The 2,628-nt window shown below is 49.7% G+C and carries 6 protein-coding genes; all 6 read right to left on the bottom strand.

Annotated elements, in window-relative coordinates:
* Positions 1–119: 119 nt before the first annotated feature.
* The 6 genes from E4K64_RS39520 to E4K64_RS39490 all read right to left on the bottom strand — a co-directional run bounded on the left by E4K64_RS39520 (position 120) and on the right by E4K64_RS39490 (position 2,615).
* Positions 120–341 carry a TraR/DksA family transcriptional regulator gene (locus E4K64_RS39520; protein ID WP_000763367.1) on the bottom strand — a complete coding sequence of 74 codons (222 nt, stop codon included), beginning with the start codon at positions 339–341 and terminating at the stop codon, positions 120–122.
* Positions 342–732: 391 nt separating this feature from the next.
* Positions 733–924, bottom strand: a complete 192-nt coding sequence (locus E4K64_RS39510) for a DUF1382 family protein (protein WP_015979260.1) — start codon at positions 922–924, stop codon at positions 733–735.
* Positions 897–1,079: a DUF1317 domain-containing protein gene (locus tag E4K64_RS39505; RefSeq protein ID WP_000149542.1), complete on the bottom strand. Its 183-nt coding sequence runs from the start codon at positions 1,077–1,079 to the stop codon at positions 897–899. Before E4K64_RS39505 ends, E4K64_RS39510 begins: the two co-directional genes overlap by 28 nt.
* Positions 1,076–1,756 (bottom strand): lambda exonuclease family protein, encoded by a 681-nt coding sequence (locus E4K64_RS39500; protein ID WP_000186853.1) that lies wholly within the window; start codon positions 1,754–1,756, stop codon positions 1,076–1,078. Before E4K64_RS39500 ends, E4K64_RS39505 begins: the two co-directional genes overlap by 4 nt.
* A complete protein-coding gene (gene bet / locus E4K64_RS39495; RefSeq protein ID WP_000100844.1) occupies positions 1,753–2,538 on the bottom strand; it encodes a phage recombination protein Bet in 786 nt (261 codons plus the stop codon). Before bet ends, E4K64_RS39500 begins: the two co-directional genes overlap by 4 nt.
* Before the next feature lie 5 nt (positions 2,539–2,543).
* On the bottom strand, positions 2,544–2,615 hold the full coding sequence (locus E4K64_RS39490; RefSeq protein WP_258134362.1) for a host-nuclease inhibitor Gam family protein: 72 nt from the start codon (positions 2,613–2,615) through the stop codon (positions 2,544–2,546).
* Positions 2,616–2,628 lie beyond the last annotated feature (13 nt).

The following is a 2,628-nucleotide window of genomic DNA, read 5'->3' as shown; positions in this document are numbered from 1 at the left end:
CAGCAGTTCCAGCACAATCGATGGTGTTACCAATTCATGGAAAAGGTCTGCGTCAAATCCCCAGTCGTCATGCATTGCCTGCTCTGCCGCTTCACGCAGTGCCTGAGAGTTAATTTCGCTCACTTCGAACCTCTCTGTTTACTGATAAGTTCCAGATCCTCCTGGCAACTTGCACAAGTCCGACAACCCTGAACGACCAGGCGTCTTCGTTCATCTATCGGATCGCCACACTCACAACAATGAGTGGCAGATATAGCCTGGTGGTTCAGGCGGCGCATTTTTATTGCTGTGTTGCGCTGTAATTCTTCTATTTCTGATGCTGAATCAATGATGTCTGCCATCTTTCATTAATCCCTGAACTGTTGGTTAATACGCTTGAGGGTGAATGCGAATAATAAAAAAGGAGCCTGTAGCTCCCTGATGATTTTGCTTTTCATGTTCATCGTTCCTTAAAGACGCCGTTTAACATGCCGATTGCCAGGCTTAAATGAGTCGGTGTGAATCCCATCAGCGTTACCGTTTCGCGGTGCTTCTTCAGTACGCTACGGCAAATGTCATCGACGTTTTTATCCGGAAACTGCTGTCTGGCTTTTTTTGATTTCAGAATTAGCCTGACGGGCAATGCTGCGAAGGGCGTTTTCCTGCTGAGGTGTCATTGAACAAGTCCCATGTCGGCAAGCATAAGCACACAGAATATGAAGCCCGCTGCCAGAAAAATGCATTCCGTGGTTGTCATACCTGGTTTCTCTCATCTGCTTCTGCTTTCGCCACCATCATTTCCAGCTTTTGTGAAAGGGATGCGGCTAACGTATGAAATTCTTCGTCTGTTTCTACTGGTATTGGCACAAACCTGATTCCAATTTGAGCAAGGCTATGTGCCATCTCGATACTCGTTCTTAACTCAACAGAAGATGCTTTGTGCATACAGCCCCTCGTTTATTATTTATCTCCTCAGCCAGCCGCTGTGCTTTCAGTGGATTTCGGATAACAGAAAGGCCGGGAAATACCCAGCCTCGCTTTGTAACGGAGTAGACGAAAGTGATTGCGCCTACCCGGATATTATCGTGAGGATGCGTCATCGCCATTGCTCCCCAAATACAAAACCAATTTCAGCCAGTGCCTCGTCCATTTTTTCGATGAACTCCGGCACGATCTCGTCAAAACTCGCCATGTACTTTTCATCCCGCTCAATCACGACATAATGCAGGCCTTCACGCTTCATACGCGGGTCATAGTTGGCAAAGTACCAGGCATTTTTTCGCGTCACCCACATGCTGTACTGCACCTGGGCCATGTAAGCTGACTTTATGGCCTCGAAACCACCGAGCCGGAACTTCATGAAATCCCGGGAGGTAAACGGGCATTTCAGTTCAAGGCCGTTGCCGTCACTGCATAAACCATCGGGAGAGCAGGCGGTACGCATACTTTCGTCGCGATAGATGATCGGGGATTCAGTAACATTCACGCCGGAAGTGAATTCAAACAGGGTTCTGGCGTCGTTCTCGTACTGTTTTCCCCAGGCCAGTGCTTTAGCGTTAACTTCCGGAGCCACACCGGTGCAAACCTCAGCAAGCAGGGTGTGGAAGTAGGACATTTTCATGTCAGGCCACTTCTTTCCGGAGCGGGGTTTTGCTATCACGTTGTGAACTTCTGAAGCGGTGATGACGCCGAGCCGTAATTTGTGCCACGCATCATCCCCCTGTTCGACAGCTCTCACATCGATCCCGGTACGCTGCAGGATAATGTCCGGTGTCATGCTGCCACCTTCTGCTCTGCGGCTTTCTGTTTCAGGAATCCAAGAGCTTTTACTGCTTCGGCCTGTGTCAGTTCTGACGATGCACGAATGTCGCGGCGAAATATCTGGGAACAGAGCGGCAATAAGTCGTCATCCCATGTTTTATCCAGGGCGATCAGCAGAGTGTTAATCTCCTGCATGGTTTCATCGTTAACCGGAGTGATGTCGCGTTCCGGCTGACGTTCTGCAGTGTATGCAGTATTTTCGACAATGCGCTCGGCTTCATCCTTGTCATAGATACCAGCAAATCCGAAGGCCAGACGGGCACACTGAATCATGGCTTTATGACGTAACATCCGTTTGGGATGCGACTGCCACGGCCCCGTGATTTCTCTGCCTTCGCGAGTTTTGAATGGTTCGCGGCGGCATTCATCCATCCATTCGGTAACGCAGATCGGATGATTACGGTCCTTGCGGTAAATCCGGCATGTACAGGATTCATTGTCCTGCTCAAAGTCCATGCCATCAAACTGCTGGTTTTCATTGATGATGCGGGACCAGCCATCAACGCCCACCACCGGAACGATGCCATTCTGCTTATCAGGAAAGGCGTAAATTTCTTTCGTCCACGGATTAAGGCCGTACTGGTTGGCAACGATCAGTAATGCGATGAACTGCGCATCGCTGGCATCACCTTTAAATGCCGTCTGGCGAAGAGTGGTGATCAGTTCCTGTGGGTCGACAGAATCCATGCCGACACGTTCAGCCAGCTTCCCAGCCAGCGTTGCGAGTGCAGTACTCATTCGTTTTATACCTCTGAATCAATATCAACCTGGTGGTGAGCAATGGTTTCAACCATGTACCGGATGTGTTCTGCCATGCGCTCCTGAAAC

Source organism: Bradyrhizobium frederickii (assembly GCF_004570865.1).
In the GTDB taxonomy this organism is placed as follows: Bacteria; Pseudomonadota; Alphaproteobacteria; order Rhizobiales; family Xanthobacteraceae; genus Bradyrhizobium; species Bradyrhizobium frederickii.
Note: the sequence above shows the minus strand (reverse complement) of the source record. Positions and strands in the feature narration are given on the sequence as shown.

Coding starts and splice junctions, on each gene's coding strand:
- E4K64_RS39505 (WP_000149542.1), bottom strand. CDS start 1,079: ATGACGCATCCTCACGATAATATCCGGGTAGGCGCAATCACTTTCGTC.
- E4K64_RS39500 (WP_000186853.1), bottom strand. CDS start 1,756: ATGACACCGGACATTATCCTGCAGCGTACCGGGATCGATGTGAGAGCT.
- E4K64_RS39510 (WP_015979260.1), bottom strand. CDS start 924: ATGCACAAAGCATCTTCTGTTGAGTTAAGAACGAGTATCGAGATGGCA.
- bet (WP_000100844.1), bottom strand. CDS start 2,538: ATGAGTACTGCACTCGCAACGCTGGCTGGGAAGCTGGCTGAACGTGTC.
- E4K64_RS39520 (WP_000763367.1), bottom strand. CDS start 341: ATGGCAGACATCATTGATTCAGCATCAGAAATAGAAGAATTACAGCGC.